Origin of the sequence: Flavobacterium sp. 2 (assembly GCF_049949195.1) — a bacterium.
In the GTDB taxonomy this organism is placed as follows: Bacteria; Bacteroidota; Bacteroidia; order Flavobacteriales; family Flavobacteriaceae; genus Flavobacterium.
In genome coordinates, this window is the sequence record NZ_CP188206.1 from 3,976,100 (window position 1) to 4,000,868 (window position 24,769).

Consider the following 24,769-nt stretch of genomic DNA (forward strand, 5'->3'; position numbering starts at 1 on the left):
GTTGGGGAAAAAAGATGCGGATCGAAATGGGTCTGAATTGAGGATTTTATTACTCTTGCTGTTAATTTAAAAAAATGATAAAACTTAAGTAAAACAGAGTCTCGTAGCTCAGCTGGTTAGAGTACTACACTGATAATGTAGGGGTCGGCAGTTCGAGTCTGCCCGGGACTACTATTTGGCTTAAAAAAAAAGGAAATTCTAGAGTTGAGTTCTTATGAATATAAATTCATAATTCATAATTCACAATTCATAATTAGATTGGGGGATTAGCTCAGCTGGCTAGAGCGCCTGCCTTGCACGCAGGAGGTCAACGGTTCGACTCCGTTATTCTCCACGAATTTACTTGAAGAAGTAAATAAAAGTTCATTGACATATTGAGATAAGAAAATAATAAAAAGTAGAAAGCGTTTTTTACAATTTATTGTAGAAAACAAAAAAAAACGGTCTTGTTTTTAGGAACAAGATTGGTACAATAAGCAAAATAAGGGCGTATGGGGGATGCCTAGGCTCTCAGAGGCGAAGAAGGACGTGATAAGCTGCGAAAAGCTGCGGGGACGAGCACACATCGATTGATCCGCAGATATCCGAATGGGGCAACCCACTATGTTGAAGACATAGTACACCGATAGGTGGGCAAACCCGCTGAACTGAAACATCTAAGTAGGCGGAGGAGAAGAAAACAAAAGTGATTCCGTAAGTAGTGGCGAGCGAACGCGGATTAGCCCAAACCAATAATGTTACGGCATTGTTGGGGTTGTAGGACCACGACATTTCATGCATGCAGAACCGGAAGTTATTGGAAAGTGACGCCATAGAGGGTGATAGCCCCGTATGGGTAATAAATGTAATGAATAGTGGTATCCTGAGTAGGGCGGGGCACGTGAAACCCTGTCTGAATTTGGCGGGACCATCCGCTAAGGCTAAATACTCCTGAGAGACCGATAGTGAACCAGTACCGTGAGGGAAAGGTGAAAAGAACCGTGAATAACGGAGTGAAATAGATCCTGAAACCATACGCTTACAAGCGGTCGGAGCCCTTTAGTGGGGTGACGGCGTGCCTTTTGCATAATGAGCCTACGAGTTAACGTTGCTGGCAAGGATAAGTGGTTAAGCCATGGATCCGTAGCGAAAGCGAGTCTGAATAGGGCGCTTTAGTCAGTAGTGTTAGACGCGAAACCGTGTGATCTACCCATGGGCAGGTTGAAGCTGTGGTAACACACAGTGGAGGACCGAACCGGTTGACGTTGAAAAGTCTTCGGATGACCTGTGGGTAGGGGTGAAAGGCCAATCAAACTCGGAAATAGCTCGTACTCCCCGAAATGCATTTAGGTGCAGCGCTGATGATAGTTATATAGAGGTAGAGCTACTGATTGGATGCGGGGGCTTCACCGCCTACCAATTCCTGACAAACTCCGAATGCTATATAATGTTTCACAGCAGTGAGGGCTTGGGTGCTAAGGTCCAAGTCCGAGAGGGAAAGAACCCAGACCATCAGCTAAGGTCCCCAAATATATGTTAAGTTGAAAGAACGAGGTTTGTCTGCCCAGACAGCTAGGATGTTGGCTTGGAAGCAGCCATTCATTTAAAGAGTGCGTAACAGCTCACTAGTCGAGCGGACGAGCATGGATAATAATCGGGCATAAACATATTACCGAAGCTATGGATTTGCAAGCAATTGCAAGTGGTAGGGGAGCATTCTGACAGGGTTGAAGGTGTATCGTAAGGTATGCTGGACTGGTCAGAAAAGAAAATGTAGGCATAAGTAACGATAATGCGGGCGAGAAACCCGCACACCGAAAAACTAAGGTTTCCACAGCTATGCTAATCAGCTGTGGGTTAGTCTGGTCCTAAGGCGAACCCGAAAGGGACAGTCGATGGCCAACGGGTTAATATTCCCGTACTACTAATTACTGTGATGGGGTGACGGAGTGATGAAAGCGCCGCGAACTGACGGAATAGTTCGTTGAAGTACCTAGCTATAAGACCTGTAGGCAAATCCGCAGGTTTTGGTGAAATACGATAGTACTCGGAGTCTTCGGACAAAGAGATAGTGCGCCTAAGGGCTTCCAAGAAAAACCTCTAAACTTCAGGTAATTAGTACCAGTACCGTAAACCGACACAGGTAGTTGAGGAGAGAATCCTAAGGTGCTCGAGAGATTCATGGCTAAGGAATTAGGCAAAATAGACCTGTAACTTCGGGAGAAAGGTCGCCCCCAGCAATGGGGGCCGCAGTGAAGAGGTCCAGGCGACTGTTTATCAAAAACACAGGGCTCTGCAAAATCGTAAGATGAAGTATAGGGCCTGACACCTGCCCGGTGCTGGAAGGTTAAGAGGAGATGTTATCTTCGGAGAAGCATTGAATTGAAGCCCCAGTAAACGGCGGCCGTAACTATAACGGTCCTAAGGTAGCGAAATTCCTTGTCGGGTAAGTTCCGACCTGCACGAATGGTGTAACGATCTGGACACTGTCTCAGCCATGAGCTCGGTGAAATTGTAGTAACGGTGAAGATGCCGTTTACCCGCAGTGGGACGAAAAGACCCTGTGCACCTTTACTATAGCTTAGTATTGACCTTGGATAAATGATGTGTAGGATAGGTTGGAGACTGTGAAGCGGCGTCGCCAGGCGTTGTGGAGTCATTGTTGAAATACAACCCTTTGTTTATCTGAGGCCTAACCCCGTGTTGCGGGGGACAGTGCTTGGTGGGTAGTTTGACTGGGGTGGTCGCCTCCAAAAGAGTAACGGAGGCTTCTAAAGGTTCCCTCAGTACGCTTGGTAACCGTGCGTAGAGTGCAATGGCATAAGGGAGCTTGACTGAGAGACATACAGGTCGATCAGGTACGAAAGTAGAGCATAGTGATCCGGTGGTTCCGCATGGAAGGGCCATCGCTCAAAGGATAAAAGGTACGCCGGGGATAACAGGCTGATCTCCCCCAAGAGCTCATATCGACGGGGGGGTTTGGCACCTCGATGTCGGCTCGTCACATCCTGGGGCTGGAGAAGGTCCCAAGGGTTGGGCTGTTCGCCCATTAAAGTGGCACGCGAGCTGGGTTCAGAACGTCGTGAGACAGTTCGGTCTCTATCTACTGTGGGCGTTAGAAATTTGAGTGGATCTGATTCTAGTACGAGAGGACCGAATTGGACTAACCTCTAGTGTATCTGTTGTCCCGCCAGGGGCACCGCAGAGTAGCTACGTTGGGAAGGGATAAGCGCTGAAAGCATATAAGCGCGAAACCCACCACAAGATGAGATTTCTTTTAAGGATCGTGGAAGATGACCACGTTGATAGGCTATAGATGTAAAGGCAGTAATGTCATAGTCGAGTAGTACTAATAATCCGTAAGCTTATGTACACCCTTTTCCCTCCGAGCAATCGGAGGGAGGAAACTTTCTAAACAAATACTTCTTTTCTTTATCTCAGTATGTTAAAATATTAGCTCGACGCAGAGCAGTTGATGGTCAAGAGTTGATAGTTGATGGAGAAATCCGACAACCAAAAACCAACAACTAAAAACCTTAAGGTGGTTATTGCGGCGGGGCTCACCTCTTCCCATCCCGAACAGAGAAGTTAAGCCCGCCTGCGCAGATGGTACTGCAATTTTGTGGGAGAGTATGTCGTCGCCTTTCTTTTGAGAATCCTTCCCGATTTATCGGGAGGGATTTTTTGTTTTATAACCACTTTGGAGAAATCTTCTGGAACTGAAACTTATCATTTACCCCGAAGCGCGTTAGTGATGGGAGCGGCATCCTTTTGCGGGAAACCGGCAGCTGCTCTATTTCCCCTGAAACTGCTCCCGCAAAAGATACAGCGGACAGCACGGCCCAGAGGGAAACGCTCAAAATATTTTTTACGTTGTATTTTAAATTCAATTAATAATATAGTATTTTATCAAGTGACGTAATTCTGTTAAATTAAAGTCAATTTTAGGTTTTAAATTAGCCTGAGCTAGCCTTTTTAAATGTGAATACTTATTTTTGTTATAAATATTATAATTTAAGTATGAAAAAAACTATTGTATTGTTGACATTGTTTGTTATTGCAAATTTAAATGCTCAACAGCGCCCTAAGTTGGTTGTTGGTATTGTTGTAGATCAGATGAAAATGGAATATTTATATCGTTTTTCAGATGATTTTACACAAAATGGGTTCAAGAAATTAATGAATGAAGGATTCACTTTTCAGAATATGCATTATAATTATATGCCAACTTATACTGCACCAGGCCACGCTTCAATTTACACAGGTACAACGCCAGCAACTCATGGTATAGTTGGTAATGAGTGGTTTAGTAGAACTTTAGGCAAAGAAACATATTGTACTGATGATGCAGGAGTAAAAACGGTTGGCGATGGAACTGTCGAAGAAGGTGCAATGTCTCCGAAAAATCTTCAGAGTACTACCATTACAGACGAAGTTAGAATGGCAACTAATTTCCAAGGAAAAGTTATTGGAATGAGCCTTAAAGATCGTGGTGCAATTTTGCCTGCTGGTCATTTTGCTAATTGGGCTTTTTGGTACAGTAAGACTGGTTCTTTTATCTCGAGTACTTTTTATGGAGAAAAATTGCCAGACTGGGTAACGGAATTCAATAATGAAAAAAATTATTTGAAATATATCAATAAAGGTTGGGATTTGTATAAACCAGCTTCGGTTTATAATGAAAGTCTTCCTGATAATAATCCGTATGAAGGTAAATTGTACGGAAGTGCTGCACCGGTTTTTCCATATGATTTAAAAACAATGTATGAGAAGAATGATGCGGGAGTTATTAGATCAACCCCATTTGGAAATGATTTATTAGCTGAATTTGCAAAAAGAGCTATTGAAAAAGAAAATCTTGGTAAGGACGATATTGCAGATTTCTTAACTGTAAGTTTTTCTTCTACGGATTATGTTGGGCATTTACTTGGACCACGCTCAATGGAACTTCAAGATACTTATTTAAGATTAGATCAAACTATTGCTGACTTTTTAGCTTATTTAGATAAAACTGTTGGTAAAGGAAATTATCTTTTATTTTTAACTGCAGATCATGCCGGAGCTGAGAATGTGATTTATTTGAAAGATCGTAAATATAATGTTGATAATTATCCCTCAAAAGATGTGCGCAAAAGTCTTCAGGATTTTTCAGTTAAAACTTATGGAGTCGACTTATTACTGAATTATTCCAACTTTAATATTTACTTCAATAAACAAATCATCAAGGATAAAGGCTTAGAATTGACAAAAGTGAAACAAGCTTTTAAAGAATTTTTGATTGCGCAGCCACAAGTTAAAAAAGTATATACGGAGGAAGAAATTTTAGCTAACGCAGGAAATGATTATTACTTAAATTTTGTTGCAAAAGGTTACGATGTAACACAAGATGGTGATATGGTTGTAATTGATAAACCGGGTAATATAGAATATTCACCAACAGGTACATCACATGGAACGCCTTATAGTTATGATACTCATGTGCCTGCTATATTTTTCGGGTGGCATATTAAAAAAGGTGAATCATATGATAAAAAAGCGATTACGGAAATTGCTCCAACTGTTGCACAAAAAATCAAAGTTGCTTTCCCTAATGGAACTGAAGCAAAAGTAATGCAAGAAGTTTTAGATGAGAAAAAAGAAGTTTTGAATACTAAAAAATAATTCACAATAAATAAAAAACAAAAGCCAGTCAATTGACTGGCTTTTGTTTTTGCATAAAAAAAGGCTTTTCAATTAAGAAAAGCCTTTTAAGTAGTGTTTAGTAAGCACTTATTTTAATGTTAGCACTATGCGTTTGCTAACACTAATTCTTCATTATAAGGAAGATTCCAAGCTTCAGCAACTCCTTTGTAAAGGATTTTTCCATTCGCTACGTTTAATCCTTTTCTTAATTCTTCATTTTCTGCACATGCTTTTTCCCATCCTTTATTTGCTAATTGTACAGCATATGGTAAAGTTGCATTAGTTAAAGCTAAAGTAGAAGTGTAAGGAACAGCTCCTGGCATGTTAGCCACACAATAGTGAACAATATCATCAATAATAAAAGTTGGGTTTTCGTGTGTTGTTGGAGTACAAGTCTCGATACATCCACCTTGATCAACCGCAACGTCAACTACAACAGCTCCTGGACGCATTAATTTAAGCATGTCACGAGTAATTAAGTGAGGCGCTTTTGCTCCTGGAATTAAAACAGCACCAACAACTAAATCAGCATCTTTAATTGCTCTTGTGATATTATAATGATTAGACATCTCTGTGTTTACATTTGCTGGCATAATATCGTCTAATTGACGTAAACGTGGCAAACTTAAATCCATGATAGTAACTTGAGCTCCTAAACCTGCCGCCATTTTAGCTGCTTGAGTTCCAACAATACCTCCACCTAAAACTAATACTTTTGCTGGTGGAACACCTGGAACACCACCTAAAAGAATTCCTCTTCCTTTTAATGGTTTTTCAAGATATTTTGCTCCTTGCTGAATAGCCATACGACCTGCAACTTCAGACATTGGAACTAATAAAGGTAGACTGCGGTCTGTTTTTTCTACAGTTTCATAAGCTAAACAAACTGCACCTTTTTCAAGCATTGCATGAGTTAATTCCTCTGATGAAGCAAAGTGAAAATAAGTAAAAAGTAATTGATCTTTTTTGATTAATGGATATTCAGATGCAATTGGTTCTTTTACTTTGATGATCATTTCTGCAATCGCGTAAACTTCTTCAATAGTTCCTAAAACTACTGCACCAGCATTTGTATATTCTTCATCAGCAAATCCACTTCCTAAACCTGCAGTTGATTGTACATAAACAACATGTCCGTGTTTTTTCATTTCAGAAACACCAGCTGGAGTTAATGCTACACGATTTTCATTGTTTTTAATTTCTTTTGGAACACCTATTATCATATTGTTATATTTTTTTGTTTTTCTTGAATTTGTTTTTACAAAGTTACTTGTAGAGAATATATTATTGATTATTGACCTTTAAATAAGAAAATATTATTTTATTTCATATTTTTACAGAAATATTTTCTGTTTAAAGGCTTTCAAGCTTCCAAAAAGAGAAAAAATGACTAAATTATATTAATTGAAGAAAACGTTTTCGTTATGGTTTTAGATGATATTGACAAAAAAATCTTACGTCTTTTACAGGAAAATGCACATTATACATTAAAAGACATAGCAAATAAAATAAATTTGTCTCTCACACCTGTTCATGATCGCGTTAAACGTCTTGAAAAAGAGGGTGTTATAGAGAAGTATGTCTCTATTTTAAACAAGAAAAAATTAGGTAATAATCTAACAGTTTATTGTCAAGTTACGTTAACCAAACAGACTTATGATACTTCTGAAGGATTTAATCAAGCTATTTTAGAAATGCCTGAAGTTGTCGAATGTAATTATGTTTCGGGAAATTTTGATTATATGCTTAAAATCATAATACCTGATATGGAAAGCTATCATCATTTTCATCAAAAAAAATTATCGACTCTGCCTGAGGTTTCTTTAATAAATACTGTTTTTGTTATTTCAGAAGTTAAAAGCACGACAGTTCTTCCGATTTAAGAAAAGAAAAATCCACCAAGAAAACTTGATGGATTTTAGCAATAGTTGGTTTTGGTTTTATATTAATAGTAAGTAAAGCGTCTCACTTTTGCAATATATTTTGCAAGACGAATTACCTGATGGCTATAGCCATATTCATTATCGTACCAAATATAAAGTACTATGTTTTTTCCATCTTTTGAAACAATTGTAGCATTGCTGTCATAAATTGAAGGTGCAGAAGTGCCCACAATATCAGATGATACTAATTCATTATTCAAAGAATATTTTATTTGTTCAACAAGCTCGCCTTCAAGAGCGTATTTTTTCATGATTTTATTAATCGCTGCAATTGAAGTTGCTTTTTTGACTTCTAGATTTAAAACTACCAACGAACCATTTGGAACAGGAACCCGAATAGCATTGGAAGTCAGTTTTCCTTCTAATGATGGTAAAGCTTTTGCAACAGCACTTCCGGCACCTGTTTCAGTTATTACCATATTTAATGCAGCAGCTCTTCCACGACGGTATTTTCTATGCATATTATCAACCAGATTTTGGTCATTTGTGTAAGCATGAATGGTTTCCAAATGCCCTTTTACAACTCCAAGAGTATCTTCAATTACCTTTAAAACTGGAGTTATGGCATTTGTAGTACAAGATGCAGCAGAAAAAATCTTGATTTCATCAGGATTAAAATCATTATGATTTACACCATGTACAATATTCGGAACGCCTTTTCCTGGAGCAGTAAGTAAAACTTTACTTGCTCCGTTTGAGGTTAAATGTCTTTTTAAGGTTTCTTCTGTACTAAATGCTCCAGTATTATCAATTACTAGGGCATCATTGATTCCATATGTGGTATAATCAATTTCTTCTGGTGTATTTGCTGATATAATATGAACAGTTGTTCCGTTGATAATTAAAGCGTTATTTTTTGGATCTGCAGTTACTGATCCTTGGAAATCTCCGTGAATTGAATCATAACGCAAAAGAGAAGCTCGTTTCTCTAAACTTGACGCATCATTTTTATCACGAGTTACAATTGCTCTCAAACGCAATTGATTTCCTTTTCCGGTTTTAGACATTAATTCTCTTGCTAATAAACGTCCAATTCTTCCGAAGCCGTATAAAACAACGTCTTTTGGCTGAACCTCTTTAGAAGATTTTGCGTGTTTTAATTTATCCATAACAAAGTATCTTGCATCAGGATATTTTTCATCTTCTAAGCGATATTCATAAGTTAATTTGCCTAAATCTATTTTTGCAGGAGGTAAGTCTAAAGACAAAACTACTTTTGCGATTTCAACCGAATCAAAAATGGTAATGGGTTTGCCAACAAATTCACCTGCATATTGATGCAGATTGATTATATCGCTGACGTTTTGATCCAATAATTGGTTTTTAAATAAAACCATTTCGATGGATTTGTCATACCATAAATCACTTATAACTTTGATTAATTCGACACCAGCTCTTCTTCGGTCGACTTGTAATGATACCTCTTTTTGGTACAAGGATTTTTTGCTCATAATTGACTAAATTGAAAAAATAAAATGCTCACTATTTTAAAATTTGGCGCAAAAGTATCTATTTCAATCGATTTCGTAAACTATTTTAGCATTTATTTTTGAAAATAAAAAAGCCACCTTAAATTTCTTAAGATGGCATTTTTTGAGTTTTCAGTCGCAGTCGCAGTTAGCGGTTTCAAAACTGTAAACTGTAACTTTTTTTTTAAATAATAATTCTAAATATTTCTCCGTTTCTGTTTATCATTTCGATTCGGACACTTTGGCCTTCATCTTTTTTGCTTAACAGTTTAGATACGGTCTCTATATTTACAGCTTTGACATTGTCAATGCTCAGAATGATATTGCCTTGTAATTCATTTTGATATCGCTTTAAATTTTCATCTGTAATATCCTTAATTTTCACACCATAGTCAATTCTGAATCTCTTTTTATCAGCAGCATCTATATTTTCTAATTCCAGTCCTTTAAATTCAGCGCTAAAAAATTCATTTTTGCTCAAAGTGACTGGAACTGTTTTCGTTTTTCCGTCTTTGATATACGTTACTTTCACTACATCATTTGGTCTTTTGGTATTAATGTAGCCAGACAAATCAGCATATGTTGAAATGTTTTGTTCGTCTAATTTTACAATTATATCACCTTTGGCAAGTCCAGCTTTTTCAGCACCAGAGTTTTTAGAAACTTTATTAATATAAAAACCTTGCGTTTCTGTTACGCCTAGTTCTTTAGAAACACTGCTATTCAGTTCTCCGCCTTCGACGCCAAGAATTCCTCTTTGAACATTTCCATATTCCATTATATCTTCAATAATTTTTCTGGCAATATTAGATGGAACAGCAAATGAATATCCAACATAAGATCCTGTCATCGAAGAAATCATAGTATTGATTCCAATTAATTCTCCGCGAGTATTTACTAAGGCTCCACCGCTATTTCCAGGATTTACTGCAGCATCAGTCTGGATGAAAGACTGAATTCCGCTTTGATCTAAATTTCTGGCTTTCGCCGAAACAATGCCGGCCGTTACAGTCGAAGTCAAATTATAAGGATTTCCAACTGCCAAAACCCATTCTCCGACTTTTACAGAATCAGAATTCGCAAAAGCAGTATAAGGTAGTTTTTCATCGGCATTAATTTTTAAAAGGGCAATATCCATTTTAGAATCGGTGCCAATTAGTTTTGCCTTGTATGATTTTTTATTGTTTAAAGTAATTTCAATTTCTGTAGCATCTTTAATTACGTGATTATTCGTCACGATATATCCATCTTCAGAAATAATAACGCCAGATCCGGTACCAACTTGTTCTTGTTGTTGCTGACCTCCGTAACCATAGAAAAATTCCATCATAGGATTACTGACTGTTCGTCGCGAAACATTTTTTACGTGAACGACAGTATGTATCGTCTTATCGGCTGCAGCAGTAAAATCAACAGTTTCTGCTGATAATGCAACATTTCTGCCAAATGAATTAGGGGCAACGGTAACAACAGAATTTCCTTTTCCAAAAAAAGAATTGTTGCCATCAAATAATAACTTGTAAGCACCAAGGGTAGTAGCACCGCTTAGTAATGAAACTAAAAATAAGGTTGAAAACTTTTTCATATTACAATTTATGTTTTTAAGTTATTTTAGGTGTTTGTTTTTAACATTTATAACGTAAAATTATACCAAAAAATTATTTGGTAAAACGCTTTAACGCTCTTTAACAATGATTAACATTTCATTAATTAATCTTCGCAGTTTCTTCGTACTTTTGCATTTCTTAACTACTAAAAAATGCAAATAGAATTTTATAAATATCAAGGTACTGGGAACGATTTTGTGATGATCGATAATCGTTCTAATTTTTTTCCGAAAGAAGATATTCAATTAATTGAACGTTTATGTGACAGGCGATTTGGAATTGGAGCTGACGGACTTATTTTACTTGAAAATGATTCTGAAACTGATTTCAGAATGGTTTATTATAACTCTGACGGAAATGAAAGTTCAATGTGCGGTAACGGCGGACGTTGTCTTGTTGCTTTTGCTAATCAATTAGGTGTTATTAATGATAAAGCCAGTTTTATTGCGACAGATGGTTTACATCATGCTTCAGTAGGAAATGACGCTATTGTTTCATTGCAAATGATTGATGTTGATGAAGTTCAAAAACACGATTCGCATACTTTTTTAAATACAGGTTCTCCTCATCATGTTCAAATAGTTGAAAATTTAAAAGAATATAATGTGAAAGAAAATGGAGCTGCGATTCGTTACGGAGCATTATATGGAGAAAAAGGAAGCAATATCAATTTCGTTAAAAAGATTGATGACGATACTTTTTCACTACGTACATATGAAAGAGGTGTTGAAGATGAAACTCTAGCTTGCGGTACAGGAGCAACTGCTGTTGCTATCGCAATGAACGCAATTGGTCAAACAGACAAAACTTCAATTAATTTAAATGTTGAAGGAGGAAAACTAGTTGTTTCATTTGATAAATTAGGAGAACACTTTTCTAACGTTTTCTTGACTGGGCCTGCAAAATTTGTTTTTAAAGGAACGATAGAAATTTAAAATCTAAAATCGTACATGATCACACTCAAAGGCGAAAATATTTACTTGCGTGCATTAGAACCTAATGATTTAGAGTTCGTGTATGAAATGGAAAATGATCAAAACATTTGGGAGGTCAGCAATACAAATACACCATATAGCCGATATTTGATTCGGCAATATCTCGAAAATGCTCAACAAGATATTTATGAAGCAAAACAATTGCGTTTGGCAATTTGCCAAGACCAACATTTTCCAGCTATTGGATTAATCGATTTATTTGAGTTTGATCCAAAAAATAATAGAGCGGGAATAGGAATTGTGATTAAGAGTATAGAGAATAGAAATAAAAATATTGGTTCTGAGGCATTAGAGTTGCTGATTAAATATTCTTTTCATAATTTAAATTTGCATCAGCTTTATGCAAATATTAATGTGGGAAATGTAGCTAGTATAGCACTTTTTACTAAATTTGGTTTTGAGAAAATAGGAATTAAAAAAGATTGGATTTTGCTCGATAACCACTATCAAGACGAAGCAATTTTTCAATTAATTAACAAACAAATCTAAAATTTAAACTTTGAGCTTAAAAAAAATTATCACGATAGTAGCTGTAGCCGTAATTTCAGTTTTAATGATTTACGGATTTATTTTAATTAATAAAATTTTCAGCTCGAACACCAAATTTGAAAAAGAAGAACTTTACGTTTATGTGCCAACTGGTGCAAATTATACAGACGTAAAAAAAATATTAGAGCCATATGTCAAAAACTTTGAGAATTTTGAAATGGTTGCCAATAAAAGAAGTTATCCTGAAAATGTAAAATCAGGACGTTTTCTACTTAAAAAAGGAATGAATAACATTGATTTAGTTCGTGCAATGCGTTCTAATGTTCCGGTTAAATTGGCATTTAATAATCAAGAACGTCTTGAGAATTTTGCAGGAAGAGTAGGTTCTGAAATTGAAGCCGACAGTTTGTCTTTATTAAAAGCGATTAAAGATTCTACTTTCATGGCGCAGAATGGTTTCAATGAAGACAATGTTTTTGCAATGTTTATTCCAAATACATATGAGATCTACTGGAATACTTCAGCAGAAAAATTCCGTGATAAAATGATCAAGGAATATCATAATTTTTGGACCGATGAAAGAATAGCTAAAGCAAAAAAACAAGGACTTACACCAGTTCAAGCGACCATTTTGGCTTCAATTGTACATAAAGAGTCGGTAAAGAAAGATGAGAGACCTCGTATTGCAGGAGTTTATTTAAACCGTTTGCGTTTAGATATGCCACTTCAGGCTGATCCAACAGTTATCTATGCTTTGAAATTAAGAGATAATAATTTTGATCAGGTTATTAAAAGAGTTTTTTATAACGATTTGGTTATGAGATCTCCATACAATACTTATGTAAATACCGGATTACCTCCAGGACCAATTGCAATGCCTGATATTACAGCGCTTGATGCAGTTTTAAATCCTGAGAAAAACGATTATATTTATTTCTGTGCAAGTGTTGATCGCTTTGGTTATCATGAATTTGCTTCTACTTTAGCAGAACATAATGTAAATGCAAAAAAATATTCAGACTGGATTGCCAGCCAAGGTGTTACGAGATAAAAGCTATTTTTGAAACATATAGAATGAACCGAAGTAAAAATTTACTTCGGTTTTTTTTTATTATTAAAATTTACTAAGTTATTTGAGAAATACACTTTTTTTATTTTAAAAGGAGCTTTAAAAAAGTTAACTCAAATTTGATGTTATAGAGATTTTGGAAACTATTTTTTAAAGTAAAAAACAAAAAAAGCGCATATTTTAAGTTTTTTACTACAAATTTATTCCAAATATTTTCCCTTTGAAATTATACTTAGCCCAAAAAAGCAATATTTTTTGTAAGCTTTATCTTTGTTTTTTAACATATTTGATAAAAAAATGATAAAAATAGCATTTTTTGAGATTTAATTTTTCCTGTTTTTGAGCACAATTCAACTTCCGTGAAAATGCTCTTAAACTGCATGATCAAAGGGCTTAAACAGGATTTTTAATTTTTTAAAATAACGTAAATTGCTGATTTACAGCATTGTTTTGTATTTCTTATCTTTGCACTGTAGAAATTTCAAGAGGGTGACAGCGTCTTGAAGAAAAACAATTTATGATAAAGAAATGGTATTTTTATGCGAGTTTAGTCGTTATTATTACATTTTTAAGTTTGGGTTTTAAACCCTTCAATCTGGAAACCAAACGTTGGTTTCTCACCGAAAAATCAGATGGAGCAGAATACATTTTTCCATCACAAGAAAAGGATGATTATCCTAATTTAAACTTCCCATACACCGGAAATCATTTTATAGGTTTTAAAGAAGCAGTTGCTTTCAAAGAATCTCAAGGAAAATACCGCTTGGTTAATTCACTTGGTTACATGGGAAAATACCAGTTTGGTTCTGAAGCACTAAGAGCTATTGGTATTAAAAACAACAAAGCCTTTTTAAAGGATCCTGCATTACAAGAAAAAGCATTCATTGCTTTATTGTCCAAAAACAAATGGATTTTACGTTATGAAATCCAAAAGTATGAGGGAAAAGTAATTAATGGTATTGAAATTACCGAATCTGGAATTTTAGCAGCAGCACACCTTGGTGGAGCTGGCTCAGTGAAAAACTTCTTTAAAAATAAAGGAGCAAGGCATTTTCGAGATGCTTACGGAACTTCATTAAAAAGCTATATGAAAGATTTTGGAGGTTATGATCTCTCTTATATTGAAGCGGACAGCAATGCAACAATAAGTAAGATCTAAAAAGTATAAAAAATCCCGAATCAATCAATTCGGGATTTTTTTATATTTAAATTAGTCAATTAAGATTTCTAGAATTTGAATTGCTGCTTCACTTATTTTGGTTCCTGGACCAAAAATGGCAGCTGCACCAGCATCAAACAAATATTGATAGTCCTGCGCCGGAATTACACCGCCAACAATTACCATAATATCTTCACGGCCATGTTTTTTTAATTCTTCAATTACTTGCGGAACTAATGTTTTATGACCAGCAGCCAATGATGAAACTCCTAAAATATGTACATCATTTTCGACAGCTTGTTTTGCGGCTTCTGCAGGGGTTTGAAACAACGGACCTATATCTACATCAAAGCCAACATCAGCATAACCGGTTGCTACCACTTTTGCGCCTCGATCGTGACCATCTTGCCCCATTTTGGCAATCATAATTCTTGGGCGTCTTCCTTCTTGTTTTGCAAAAGCATCAGCTAATTGTTTTGCTTTTTCAAAATTTTCGTCATTTTTTATTGCTGCACTATACACACCGCTAAAGGATTTAATTTGTGCTTTGAATCGTCCAAAAACACTTTCCAGAGCATCGCTTATTTCGCCTAAAGTTGCTCTTTCTCGTGCAGCTTCAACAGCAATTTCTAATAAGTTTCCTTGTCCAGTTTTAGCACAATGAATTAATTTTTCCAGTGATTGATTTACTTTTTCAGTATTTCTCTTTGCTTTAATATCTTCAAGTCGCTCTATTTGCTGTTTACGAACCATTTGGTTATCAACATCCAAAATATGAAGTGGATCTTCTTTTTCTAATCTAAATTTATTGACACCAACTATAATATCCTGCCCGCTGTCAATTCTCGCTTGTTTTCTCGCTGCAGCTTCTTCAATTCGAAGTTTCGGAATTCCGGCTTCGATTGCTTTTGTCATTCCGCCTAACTCTTCAACTTCTTCAATTAATTTCCAGGTACTTTCTAAAATCTCATTTGTCAATGATTCAACATAATAACTGCCTCCCCAAGGATCAACAGTTTTAGTGATTTTAGTTTCTTCTTGTAAATAAATTTGTGTGTTTCTCGCAATTCTCGCTGAAAAATCAGTTGGAAGTGCAATGGCTTCATCTAAAGCATTAGTATGAAGAGATTGTGTTCCTCCAAAAGCTGCAGCAGTAGCTTCAATGCAAGTTCTTGCCACATTATTAAACGGATCTTGTTCAGTCAAGCTCCATCCGCTAGTTTGGCAATGTGTTCTAAGTGCCAGCGATTTGTCACTTTTTGGATTAAATTGCTGCAATAGTTTTGCCCAAATCATTCGGCCGGCTCTCATTTTAGCAATCTCCATAAAATGATTCATTCCAATTGCCCAAAAGAAAGATAGGCGAGGAGCAAATTCATCAATTGTCATACCGGTTGATAATCCTGTTCGAATATATTCTAAACCATCGGCTAAAGTATAAGCCAATTCAATATCAGCCGTTGCTCCAGCTTCTTGCATATGATAGCCTGAAATAGAAATCGAATTGAATTTTGGCATTTTTTTGCTCGTAAATTCAAAGATATCTGCAATGATTTTCATCGAAGGCGTTGGTGGATAGATATAGGTATTACGAACCATGAATTCTTTCAAAATATCATTTTGGATAGTTCCCGAAAGTTTTTTGAGTTCAACTCCTTGTTCTTCAGCGGCCACAATGTAAAAAGCCATAATAGGTAAAACGGCGCCGTTCATGGTCATTGAAACTGACATTTCGTCTAGCGGAATTTGGTCAAACAATACTTTCATGTCTTCTACAGAATCGATGGCAACACCAGCTTTTCCAACATCACCAACAACACGTTCATGATCAGAATCGTAACCGCGATGCGTAGGCAAATCAAAAGCAATTGAAAGTCCTTTTTGACCTGCAGCAAGATTTCTTCTGTAAAAAGCATTACTTTCTTCAGCTGTCGAAAATCCGGCATATTGACGAATTGTCCACGGACGTCTTACATACATTGTTGCATACGGCCCACGTAAATTAGGCGTAAAACCAGCTCCGAAATCAAGAAATTCAAAATTCTCTATATCTTTTTCAGTATAGTTTTTTTTGATCTCGATTCCTTCGGCTGTAATAAAGTTATTAGTCAAATCTTCAGACTTTTGACTTTCGACTTTTGACTTTTGACTTTCAAGATTAATATGTTTAAGGTCTTTTCTTATCATAGAGACGCTTTCTTTGGTGTGAATATTAATTACGATTAAAAAATATTATTCAAGCTCTAGCCTTTCTTGCTCTAGTTTCTCGGCTAATCTTTTTTCTATAATAGGTGTAATTAATGTTTTTCTGGGTTTGATTTTTACAAAAGGAAACAATTCTAAATCTTGTTTCATTCTGTCTTCTTTATTCGGATATTTATTTGTTCCAAGCAAAACTTCTTTTTTTGAATCAAATAATTCCTGCTCTTTAGTAGCGCTTTCTTGAATTTTCTTTTTGATTGTTCCGTCATTCAAGAGTTTTAAGAAGCCTCCGTTAGCTTCGATATCTTTAAATAAATTCAGAGATTTTTCTGCTAATTGGATAGTTAGACTTTCAATGTAATAACTTCCATCGGCTGGATTATCGACTTTATCAAAATAACTTTCGTGTTTTAAAACTAAAAGCTGATTTCGTGCAATTCGATCACCAAATTCATTGTCTTTATGATATAAAGCATCGTATGGTAAATTAGCCACAGCATCAGCTCCGCCTAAAATCGCCGACATGCATTCGGTTGTAGTTCGAAGCATATTGACATTATAATCGTAAATAGTTTTATTTCGTTTGGTTGGTGTAACTAGAAAATGACAATCTAAATCAGGATTGTATTCAGTTGCAATTAATTTGAAAAGCATTCGTAAAGCACGAAGTTTTGCAATTTCAAAAAAGTAATTTGTTCCAACTGATATTTGAAAAACAATTGTTTTAGTTGAAGTTGGTAAACGGTTTAAATATTCATTTGCATGTGCTAAACTATATGCAATTTGTTGTGTGATATTTGCTCCAGCATTTTGATACAAACCTAAATCTACACTTAAAAAGGAGAGATTGGTTTGATTTGAAATCTTTTCAAGCGTTTCAAAATTACTTTTATCTGATGTTGTAAACCAGTTTCCGTCTCGCGCTAATTGTCCAATCGGATCTAAATTGCAGTAAAAAATTGCCTTTTTTTGAACTGAAATCTCATTCAGTTTTTTTACGAAATCGATTGAGAGAAAAGTCAAATTAAAGTAAACGATTCTGTTCTCTAAAGGAAGATTTTCCAATAAAGAAACAATATCAGTATTTTCGTTTTGAATAGTAAAACGCAAACTTTCTGCACCTCTTTCAAGCGTATTGTTTGCTCTTTTGATTGATTTTTCTACATCGTGAACAAAAATATTCTGGCAGATTTTAAAATCAGAAACATGGGTTTCAACCGCAGCCGATTTGGTAAATTCATCGTTGTGATAAAAAGGTTTCACCTGAATATCTTCAGGAGAATTCCAAATTACAGTTTCGTTATAATCTGCTCCATCTAATTCAAACTGGATTTTTTGTTTCCATTGTTTGGATGAAATCGGATTAAAATCGTCGAATAGGTTAGTAGCCATTAGTTTTTGTGATTATTCTTGTTCTTGAATTGTGTCTCCTTCAAAGTGAATGATGTAAATATCTTCGCTGTCTTTTTTCATAAAGTACTTTTCGCGAGCATATTTTTCTATTTGTTCAGGATTTTTAAGTTGTTTAATCTGTTCCTGATCTTTTTTTATTTCGTCCTGATAGTATTTTTTATTGTCCTGAAGTTCATTAATTTGTCCGTCCAGAAAACGATGGTCAAAATAGGAGTAATTGTCTAAAAATAACATCCAGACAATAAAAAACAGCAATACCCAAACATATTTGTTACCCAAATATTTGAACCATTTTTTGTCTTTGTATGGATTTTTAAATTTCATATAATCGAGTGTTTCTTTTGAATACGAGTGGTCTTTTTAGCCCCGATAGTAGTGAAAATCCTTTTGTGCCGGTCCCGATAATTATCGGGAGGCAAAAAGATTGTAACGGATAGCGGGAATAGCTCCTAATTATTATGGTTTAAAATTACAATAAAAATTATGAAATTCTCTGATTAATTACGGCACGAACTACATCAATTGCTACAGTGTTGTATTTGTCATTAGGGATAATAATATCTGCAAAAGCCTTTGACGGTTCTATAAATTGCTCATGCATAGGCTTTAAAGTAGTTTGATAACGATTTAAAACCTCGTCAATATCGCGTCCGCGTTCTGAAATATCTCTTTTTAAACGACGGATTAATCTTTCGTCAGAATCAGCGTGAACGAAGATTTTGATGTCAAACATATCACGAAGTTCAGGATTTGTTAAAATTAAAATTCCTTCAACAATCATTACTTTTCTTGGATGTGTGGAAACTGTATCGTCTGTTCTGTTGTGCTGAATAAAAGAATATACCGGCTGATCGATTGTTTCGCCAGCTTTTAATGCTTTTAAATGTTTAACCAATAATTCAAAATCGATGGCGCGCGGGTGATCAAAGTTGATTAATGCTCTTTCGTCAAAAGATAAATTATCGGTTTGTTTGTAATACGAATCCTGAGAAATTACGCCAACTTCAGTGTCTGGTAATTCGTTCATGATTTGGTGTACTACCGTTGTTTTTCCACTTCCTGTTCCTCCTGCAAGTCCAATAATGAGCATAAAATTTTTGTTTGATATTTGTTTGGCAAAATTAATAATTTACCTGAATTGTTAAACATTTAAAATCATTTAACCATTTAAGTAATATAAGTAAATTTAAGATGCAATATATTTAAGCAGAATGTTACTTAACTGAACTTATATTGCTTAAATGGTTAAATGATTATCATTTATATGGTGAAAAGCATAAAAAAAATCCCGAAAGTAAACCTTCGGGATTTCGTGCAATCAGTATAGTTTTTAAAAATATTCTGAATTTAGTAAGCACTTGTAATTATTTATTCTTTTTTGCTTTTATCATCATTTCAAGCTGATCCCAAAGTTCTTCCGGAATTGCTTCTAATAAGTTGAATTGTCCAGCACCTTTTAGCCATTCACCTCCGTCGATTGTAATTACATCTCCGTTCACGTAAGCTGAAAAGTCAGATACTAAATAAGCAGCTAAATTGGCTAATTCCTGATGATCTCCAACACGTTTCAAAGGTACTTTTTTAGCCATATCGAATTTTTCGGCAAGATCTCCCGGTAATAATCTGTCCCAAGCACCTTTCGTTGGAAATGGTCCCGGAGCAATTGCGTTAGAGCGAATTCCGTATTTTGCCCATTCTACAGCAAGACTTCTTGTCATGGCTAAAACTCCTGCTTTTGCAGTTGCACTTGGAACTACATAAGCCGAACCCGTCCATGCATAAGTTGTAACAATATTTAAAATTGTAGCCGATGTTTGTTTCGTGTCAATCCAATGTTTTCCAAAAGCCAGCGTACAGTTTTTAGATCCTTTAAGTACAATATCTATAACAGTATCAAATGCATTTGCTGATAAACGTTCAGTTGGTGAAATGAAATTTCCTGCCGCATTGTTTAAAAGAACATCCACTTTTCCGAAAACTTTTAAAGTTTCCTGAAGCATGTTTTCTACTTCTTCATAATGGCGAACGTCGCACTGAAGCGGTAAACATTTTCCGCCAGTTTCGCTTTCCAATTCTGAAGCTGATGTTTTTAGTTTTTCTAAATCTCTTGAAGTAATCGCTACCTGAGCGCCTAATTCTAAGAAATATTTTGTCATTGCTTTTCCTAAACCGCTTCCGCCCCCAGTAACTACAATGACTTTGCCTTTTAAGGCATCATCGCGCAACATTTTATCTGTATAGCTCATACTTTTCTTTTTTTACAATATTAATTAAAAAAATAGGATGCACGCATAATATTGTTATAAAATTTTGATAAACTTTATATTTGACAAAGTTTTTTTGCGGCAGATTCAAGCGTAAAATTATCTTTTGCGAAACAGAAACGAATCAATTTTTGATCTTTATGATCGGAATAAAAAGTTGAAATCGGAATTGCTGCAACGCCATGATTGATGATTAAATTTTTGCAGAAAGTAACATCGTCTTCATCTGAAATATTGGCGTAAGAGGCAATTTGAAAATAGGTTCCTTCACAAGGTTTTAATTCAAAACGGCTGTTTTGAAGCAGTTTTTGAAAATAATCTCTTTTTTCCTGATAGAATTTTCCAAGCAAATTAACATCAACAACATCTAAATATTCGTTGATCGCAAATTGCGAAATACTGTTCACGCTGAAAACCAAAAATTGATGCACTTTTTTGATTTCTTTCATTAAATATTCAGGTGCAATCGTGTAGCCAATTTTCCAGCCTGTAATATGAAATGATTTTCCAAAAGAGGAAACCATTACGCATCGATCAATAAGAAAGTTTTTTGTGTGTGCCGAAATATGTTTTTCTTCAAAAGTGATGTATTCATAAACTTCGTCAGATAAAACAATAATGTCAGGATATTTCTCAAGAAGATTTTTTAATTGGATAAAATCATTTTCATTTAAAATTTTTCCTGTCGGATTATGTGGATTGTTTATGATAATCATCTTGCTTTTTGAGGAACAGGCTTTTTCAATTGTTTGCCAATTTGGTGTATAATCATCGTTTAAAGCCACTCGAACAGGTTTTGCTTTGCAAAGTAAAACAGGAGATTCATAAGAATCATAACTCGGATCGAGAATAATTACTTCATCATTTTCTTTTACCAAAGCCAAAATTGTAGTAAAAATTCCTTGAGTTGCTCCAGCTGTAACCAAAAGTTCTGTATCTGGATTAATTGTTCTGTTATAAGAACGCTGAGTTAATCCCGCAATTTTATTCATCAACGGCGAATAACCTGCCATTGGTGTGTATTGATGCACATTTTCCTTTGATAATCGTGCAACAATATCCGTTAACCTTTCGTCAACAGGAAAATTTGGAAATCCCTGTGAAAGATTTATTGCATTGTATTCGGTAGCCATTTTGGACATTACCGTAAAAATGCTTGTGGTTATGTTTGGAAGTTTACTCATTATAAAGTTTGATTTAGGGAAAACTTGTGAGTGTTATGTGGAAGGTATCTAGATTAGATTATTTCATGATTATTGGTAAGGAATATAAAACTCTTACATTTTTGCCATTTTGTTTTCCGGGAATCCATTTCGGGCATTTTTTTAGAACACGAATTGCTTCTTTTCCTGTTTCATAGCCTGCGTCTCTAAGAATTTTTATGTCAGTTAATGCCCCGTCTTTTTCAACTATAAATGTTACGTAAACTTTACTTCCTTTGAAATGATCATCATCTACTTCAGGATACTTGAAATTATTGTCAACAAACATAAAAAATTTCTCCATACCTCCAGGAAACTCAGGTTTTACTTCTATACCTGCAGTATTGTAAACAGCATTGTCATTATCATTTATAACTGCTTGTGAAGGTCCTGGTTCATCAACTACTAAATCTCCGTCAGAGTAACTACGAGTATAAGTTTTAATAATCGGAGTATCTGTAGTTTTTGTTGTTGAAGTTTTTGTTTTAGATTGCTGTTTTGTGTTTTGTGAAAATGTATTTTGTACAAAACAAATCAAAACAAGGAAAATAAATTTTTTCATTAGGTTGGTTTTAGAGTTAGCTTACATTTTATGAATAATAAAAATCGTAGGACGTTTATCAATATCAATTTTTAATTTTTTCCAATCAGAAACTTTCAAAGTTTTGATGAATTCTGTTGGCAAAGTAATGTCAGTTGCAATACAAAGATGTGTTGACGGATTTAAAATTTGCAAAAGATCTTCAATCAATTTATTGTTTCTGTACGGCGTTTCGATAAATAGCTGTGATTGGTTTTTGTCCTGAGATAATCTCTCAAAATGACGTATTGCCGATTTTTTTTCGTCTTTATCAATTGGTAAATAACCATTAAAAGTAAAACTCTGACCGTTCATTCCAGAAGCCATCATCGCTAATAAAATAGAAGAAGGACCAACCAACGGAACAACCTGAATTCCTTTTTCGTGCGCCAGTTTTACAATTACAGCACCTGGATCAGCAACGCCTGGACAACCAGCTTCACTCATTAACCCCATATTTTTTCCTTCCAATAAAGGCTTTATGAAATCTAAATGTTCGCTTGATTCGGTACGTTTGTTCAAAGTAAAAAGAACTAATTCGGATTGTTTTTTCTCTGGATAAACTGCTTTTATTGATTTTCTGGCAGTTTTGTCATTTTCAACAATATAATGATCTATAAGTTCGATACTTCTTTTTACTGTCTGAGGTAAAACATCCATTGGATCGCTTTCGCCCATTGTAGTTGGAATTAAATATAATTTTCCTAGAAGTTTCATTTTGTGATATTTTAAATTAAAAAAGAAAATGTATTTCAATTATTTATAAATAACTGAAATACAAATTATGAATGCTTTTCGATAAGTTTTTTAGCGATTATGTCTGCGGCTTCATTCAACATTTGATAAACATTGTCAAAACCATTTACTGCTCCGTAATATGGGTCTGGAACATCGACATTTTCATCTGGGAATAATTCGTTCAGAATTAGATGGACTTTGTTTTTGTGTTCAGGGGTTTTGGCAAGATGAATGACATCTCGGTAATTCGAATTATCCATTACGTAGATATAATCGAATTCGTCAAAATCTGAAGATTTGAATTGTCTTCCTTTTTGATTGTCAATACTAAGTCCGTTTTTTTGAGCAACAGCAATCGAGCGTTTGTCGGGCGCGTGACCTACATGCCAGGATCCAGTTCCAGCTGAATCAACTATAAAATTGTCTTTGGGTAATTTTGATGCCAGAATACCTTCGGCTAAAGGTGATCTGCAAATATTTCCCAAACAAACCATTAAGATTTTTACTGGCATGATTCGCGTTTATAGCGTTAATTTTTTGTTGATGTCTTCGACAAATTTTTTGAATTGTTTGTCTGTAGAAACTAAATTGTCAACAGTTTTACAAGCGTGTAAAACGGTAGCGTGGTCGCGATCTCCAATTTGTGAACCAATATTTGCCAAAGAAGCTTTAGTGAATTTCTTTGCAAAAAACATAGCTAATTGTCTCGCTTGCACAACATGCCTTTTTCTGGTTTTCGACTGAAGCGTTTCAATGTCTAACTGGAAATAATCGGAAACAATTTTTTGAATATAATCGATAGATATTTCTCTCTTTACGTTTTTAACAAATTTCTCTACAACGCTTTTTGCAAGTTCGATTGTAACTTCTTTTTTGTTGAAAGAAGATTGAGCAATTAAAGAAATAATTGCACCTTCAAGCTCACGAACATTGGTTTTGATATTTCGGGCAACATATTCTAAAATGTCTTCCGGCATATCAACACCGTCGCGGTATAAAATGTTTTTTAAGATTGAAATACGAGTTTCGTAGTCTGGTTGATGCAATTCTGCAGATAATCCCCATTTAAAACGAGATAACAAACGTTGTTCGATATCCTGCATGTCAACAGGCGCTTTGTCCGAAGTTAAAATTACCTGTTTTCCGTTTTGGTGCAAGTAATTAAAAATGTGGAAGAAAACGTCCTGAGTTCCAGATTTTCCAGATAAAAACTGAACGTCATCAATAATCAAAACGTCGATTAATTGATAAAAATGAATGAAATCATTACGATTATTCTTTTTAACAGAATCAATATATTGTTGTGTGAAAATTTCGGCAGAAATATATAAAACCGTTTTTTCAGGATATTTGTCTTTTACTTCAACACCAATAGCGTGTGCTAAGTGTGTTTTTCCTAAACCAACTCCACCAAAAATTAATAATGGGTTAAATGAAGTTCCTCCAGGTTTATTGGCAACAGCCATACCTGCAGAACGCGCCAAACGGTTTGAGTCTCCTTCAAGGAAATTATCAAAACTATAATTTGGGTTTAGCTGTGATTCAATTTTTAAGTTTCTGATTCCCGGAATTACAAAAGGATTTTTAAGTTCTGGATTCAAGTTTTTAAACGGAGCATCAACCTCTTGCGGTTTCATAGGCACTCTGTTGGAACTTGGCAGCTGCTCGGTAAAAGGCTGTTTGTTTCCATAAGTGTTTTCCATTTTAATTTTATAGAGTAACTTTGCGTTTTTTCCTAGTTCTTTGGTAAGCGCAACTTTCAATAATTTAACGTAGTGTTCCTCTAGCCATTCGTAGAAGAATTTACTTGGTACCTGAATATATAATGCGTTGTCGGTTAGCTCAACTGATTTGATTGGTTCAAACCAAGTTTTGTAAGCTTGATCTTGAATATTGTCTTTTATAAAGGACAAACAGTTTTCCCATACCGATTGAGCAGTTTTAGTCATAGATTCAGATAAGTTTTTTTATTATTGAT

General features: G+C 35.1%; 19 protein-coding genes, 2 tRNA genes and 2 rRNA genes. 10 read left to right on the forward strand and 13 right to left on the reverse strand.

Annotation, left to right across the window (positions count from 1 at the left end):
* The first annotated feature begins 97 nt into the window (after positions 1-97).
* The 5 genes from ACNFIH_RS17415 to pafA all read left to right on the forward strand — a co-directional run bounded on the left by ACNFIH_RS17415 (position 98) and on the right by pafA (position 5,640).
* Positions 98-171, forward strand: a tRNA-Ile gene (locus ACNFIH_RS17415).
* An 89-nt stretch (positions 172-260) separates the two neighbouring features.
* Positions 261-334 (forward strand) — tRNA-Ala (locus tag ACNFIH_RS17420).
* A gap of 136 nt (positions 335-470) precedes the next feature.
* Positions 471-3,352: ribosomal RNA gene (locus ACNFIH_RS17425) — 23S ribosomal RNA — on the forward strand.
* Between the two features lie 164 nt (positions 3,353-3,516).
* Positions 3,517-3,626: ribosomal RNA gene (gene rrf, locus ACNFIH_RS17430) — 5S ribosomal RNA — on the forward strand.
* Positions 3,627-3,999: 373 nt separating this feature from the next.
* A complete protein-coding gene (gene pafA / locus ACNFIH_RS17435; RefSeq protein WP_426484080.1) occupies positions 4,000-5,640 on the forward strand; it encodes an alkaline phosphatase PafA in 1,641 nt (546 codons plus the stop codon).
* Between the two features lie 125 nt (positions 5,641-5,765).
* Here pafA and ald read toward each other — a convergent pair whose 3' ends face one another.
* A complete protein-coding gene (gene ald / locus ACNFIH_RS17440) occupies positions 5,766-6,884 on the reverse strand; it encodes an alanine dehydrogenase (protein ID WP_035648040.1) in 1,119 nt (372 codons plus the stop codon).
* A 201-nt stretch (positions 6,885-7,085) separates the two neighbouring features.
* Between ald and ACNFIH_RS17445 the strand changes: the two genes are divergently transcribed.
* The gene (locus ACNFIH_RS17445) at positions 7,086-7,544 is read left to right on the forward strand and encodes an Lrp/AsnC family transcriptional regulator (protein WP_035648038.1); all 459 of its coding nucleotides are present in this window, start codon (positions 7,086-7,088) and stop codon (positions 7,542-7,544) included.
* A 62-nt stretch (positions 7,545-7,606) separates the two neighbouring features.
* Here ACNFIH_RS17445 and ACNFIH_RS17450 read toward each other — a convergent pair whose 3' ends face one another.
* Positions 7,607-9,055 carry a glyceraldehyde-3-phosphate dehydrogenase gene (locus ACNFIH_RS17450; protein WP_426484081.1) on the reverse strand — a complete coding sequence of 483 codons (1,449 nt, stop codon included), beginning with the start codon at positions 9,053-9,055 and terminating at the stop codon, positions 7,607-7,609.
* Positions 9,056-9,257: 202 nt separating this feature from the next.
* A complete protein-coding gene (locus ACNFIH_RS17455) occupies positions 9,258-10,658 on the reverse strand; it encodes a trypsin-like peptidase domain-containing protein (RefSeq protein WP_426484082.1) in 1,401 nt (466 codons plus the stop codon).
* Between the two features lie 174 nt (positions 10,659-10,832).
* On the opposite strand from ACNFIH_RS17455, the gene dapF reads away from it, so the two are divergent.
* The 4 genes from dapF (at position 10,833) to ACNFIH_RS17475 (ending at position 14,392) form a co-directional block, all read left to right on the forward strand.
* Entirely contained in the window at positions 10,833-11,615 is a 783-nt protein-coding gene (dapF, locus tag ACNFIH_RS17460) for a diaminopimelate epimerase (protein WP_426484083.1), read from the forward strand.
* Between the two features lie 15 nt (positions 11,616-11,630).
* Positions 11,631-12,164 carry a GNAT family N-acetyltransferase gene (locus ACNFIH_RS17465; RefSeq protein WP_426484084.1) on the forward strand — a complete coding sequence of 178 codons (534 nt, stop codon included), beginning with the start codon at positions 11,631-11,633 and terminating at the stop codon, positions 12,162-12,164.
* A 10-nt stretch (positions 12,165-12,174) separates the two neighbouring features.
* Positions 12,175-13,215, forward strand: a complete 1,041-nt coding sequence (gene mltG, locus ACNFIH_RS17470) for an endolytic transglycosylase MltG (protein WP_426484085.1) — start codon at positions 12,175-12,177, stop codon at positions 13,213-13,215.
* Positions 13,216-13,750: 535 nt separating this feature from the next.
* Positions 13,751-14,392, forward strand: coding sequence for a peptidoglycan-binding protein LysM (locus ACNFIH_RS17475; protein ID WP_426484086.1), 642 nt, complete (start codon positions 13,751-13,753; stop codon positions 14,390-14,392).
* Between the two features lie 51 nt (positions 14,393-14,443).
* Here the strand turns inward: ACNFIH_RS17475 and scpA are convergent, their stop codons facing one another.
* The 10 genes from scpA to dnaA form a co-directional block, all read right to left on the reverse strand.
* A complete protein-coding gene (gene scpA / locus ACNFIH_RS17480) occupies positions 14,444-16,579 on the reverse strand; it encodes a methylmalonyl-CoA mutase (protein ID WP_426484087.1) in 2,136 nt (711 codons plus the stop codon).
* Between the two features lie 45 nt (positions 16,580-16,624).
* Entirely contained in the window at positions 16,625-17,986 is a 1,362-nt protein-coding gene (locus ACNFIH_RS17485) for a methylmalonyl-CoA mutase subunit beta (RefSeq protein WP_426484088.1), read from the reverse strand.
* 12 nt (positions 17,987-17,998) lie between these two features.
* A complete protein-coding gene (locus ACNFIH_RS17490) occupies positions 17,999-18,331 on the reverse strand; it encodes an FtsB family cell division protein (protein ID WP_035648023.1) in 333 nt (110 codons plus the stop codon).
* A 157-nt stretch (positions 18,332-18,488) separates the two neighbouring features.
* Positions 18,489-19,097, reverse strand: a complete 609-nt coding sequence (gene udk / locus ACNFIH_RS17495; protein ID WP_008467967.1) for a uridine kinase — start codon at positions 19,095-19,097, stop codon at positions 18,489-18,491.
* Between the two features lie 274 nt (positions 19,098-19,371).
* Positions 19,372-20,253 (reverse strand): SDR family oxidoreductase, encoded by an 882-nt coding sequence (locus ACNFIH_RS17500; protein WP_426484089.1) that lies wholly within the window; start codon positions 20,251-20,253, stop codon positions 19,372-19,374.
* Positions 20,254-20,327: 74 nt separating this feature from the next.
* On the reverse strand, positions 20,328-21,455 hold the full coding sequence (locus tag ACNFIH_RS17505) for a methionine aminotransferase (protein WP_426484090.1): 1,128 nt from the start codon (positions 21,453-21,455) through the stop codon (positions 20,328-20,330).
* A 58-nt stretch (positions 21,456-21,513) separates the two neighbouring features.
* Positions 21,514-22,035, reverse strand: coding sequence for an energy transducer TonB (locus ACNFIH_RS17510; RefSeq protein ID WP_426484091.1), 522 nt, complete (start codon positions 22,033-22,035; stop codon positions 21,514-21,516).
* Between the two features lie 21 nt (positions 22,036-22,056).
* Positions 22,057-22,770 carry an SAM-dependent methyltransferase gene (locus tag ACNFIH_RS17515; protein ID WP_426484092.1) on the reverse strand — a complete coding sequence of 238 codons (714 nt, stop codon included), beginning with the start codon at positions 22,768-22,770 and terminating at the stop codon, positions 22,057-22,059.
* A gap of 65 nt (positions 22,771-22,835) precedes the next feature.
* Positions 22,836-23,303: a low molecular weight protein-tyrosine-phosphatase gene (locus ACNFIH_RS17520; RefSeq protein WP_426484093.1), complete on the reverse strand. Its 468-nt coding sequence runs from the start codon at positions 23,301-23,303 to the stop codon at positions 22,836-22,838.
* Positions 23,304-23,312: 9 nt separating this feature from the next.
* Positions 23,313-24,740 carry a chromosomal replication initiator protein DnaA gene (dnaA, locus tag ACNFIH_RS17525; RefSeq protein ID WP_026727948.1) on the reverse strand — a complete coding sequence of 476 codons (1,428 nt, stop codon included), beginning with the start codon at positions 24,738-24,740 and terminating at the stop codon, positions 23,313-23,315.
* Positions 24,741-24,769 lie beyond the last annotated feature (29 nt).

Bases quoted from the DNA above. Each gene is read 5' to 3' on its own strand.
- pafA (WP_426484080.1), top strand. From the start codon at position 4,000: ATGAAAAAAACTATTGTATTGTTGACATTGTTTGTTATTGCAAATTTA.
- ald (WP_035648040.1), bottom strand. From the start codon at position 6,884: ATGATAATAGGTGTTCCAAAAGAAATTAAAAACAATGAAAATCGTGTA.
- ACNFIH_RS17445 (WP_035648038.1), top strand. From the start codon at position 7,086: ATGGTTTTAGATGATATTGACAAAAAAATCTTACGTCTTTTACAGGAA.
- ACNFIH_RS17450 (WP_426484081.1), bottom strand. From the start codon at position 9,055: ATGAGCAAAAAATCCTTGTACCAAAAAGAGGTATCATTACAAGTCGAC.
- ACNFIH_RS17455 (WP_426484082.1), bottom strand. From the start codon at position 10,658: ATGAAAAAGTTTTCAACCTTATTTTTAGTTTCATTACTAAGCGGTGCT.
- dapF (WP_426484083.1), top strand. From the start codon at position 10,833: ATGCAAATAGAATTTTATAAATATCAAGGTACTGGGAACGATTTTGTG.
- ACNFIH_RS17465 (WP_426484084.1), top strand. From the start codon at position 11,631: ATGATCACACTCAAAGGCGAAAATATTTACTTGCGTGCATTAGAACCT.
- ACNFIH_RS17475 (WP_426484086.1), top strand. From the start codon at position 13,751: ATGATAAAGAAATGGTATTTTTATGCGAGTTTAGTCGTTATTATTACA.
- scpA (WP_426484087.1), bottom strand. From the start codon at position 16,579: ATGATAAGAAAAGACCTTAAACATATTAATCTTGAAAGTCAAAAGTCA.
- ACNFIH_RS17485 (WP_426484088.1), bottom strand. From the start codon at position 17,986: ATGGCTACTAACCTATTCGACGATTTTAATCCGATTTCATCCAAACAA.
- ACNFIH_RS17490 (WP_035648023.1), bottom strand. From the start codon at position 18,331: ATGAAATTTAAAAATCCATACAAAGACAAAAAATGGTTCAAATATTTG.
- udk (WP_008467967.1), bottom strand. From the start codon at position 19,097: ATGCTCATTATTGGACTTGCAGGAGGAACAGGAAGTGGAAAAACAACG.
- ACNFIH_RS17500 (WP_426484089.1), bottom strand. From the start codon at position 20,253: ATGAGCTATACAGATAAAATGTTGCGCGATGATGCCTTAAAAGGCAAA.
- ACNFIH_RS17505 (WP_426484090.1), bottom strand. From the start codon at position 21,455: ATGAGTAAACTTCCAAACATAACCACAAGCATTTTTACGGTAATGTCC.
- ACNFIH_RS17510 (WP_426484091.1), bottom strand. From the start codon at position 22,035: ATGAAAAAATTTATTTTCCTTGTTTTGATTTGTTTTGTACAAAATACA.
- ACNFIH_RS17515 (WP_426484092.1), bottom strand. From the start codon at position 22,770: ATGAAACTTCTAGGAAAATTATATTTAATTCCAACTACAATGGGCGAA.
- ACNFIH_RS17520 (WP_426484093.1), bottom strand. From the start codon at position 23,303: ATGCCAGTAAAAATCTTAATGGTTTGTTTGGGAAATATTTGCAGATCA.
- dnaA (WP_026727948.1), bottom strand. From the start codon at position 24,740: ATGACTAAAACTGCTCAATCGGTATGGGAAAACTGTTTGTCCTTTATA.